The following is a 223-nucleotide window of genomic DNA, read 5'->3' as shown; positions in this document are numbered from 1 at the left end:
TCTAAAACTGGCGATAATAAATTTGTATGGGGCTATAGCTCAGCTGGGAGAGCGCCTGCCTTGCACGCAGGAGGTCAGCGGTTCGATCCCGCTTAGCTCCACCATACTAATTATAGTTCAGAGTATATTGGCGACAGTATGCTGCGAACTATTTTGCTCTTTAACAATCTGGAACAAGCTGAAAATTGAAAGCGTCAATAATCTCCCCGAGGGATTGTTGACC

At 45.7% G+C, this 223-nt stretch carries 1 tRNA gene; it reads left to right on the top strand.

The features are described 5' to 3' along the window. The first annotated feature begins 28 nt into the window (after positions 1 to 28). Positions 29 to 104 (top strand) — tRNA-Ala (locus ABR397_RS24805). Positions 105 to 223: the final 119 nt, after the last annotated feature.

This window comes from Photorhabdus viridis, assembly GCF_040256935.1.
GTDB lineage: Bacteria > Pseudomonadota > Gammaproteobacteria > Enterobacterales > Enterobacteriaceae > Photorhabdus > Photorhabdus viridis.
The sequence above is the reverse complement of the archived record's forward strand: the minus strand, read 5'-3'. Positions and strand labels throughout refer to the sequence as shown.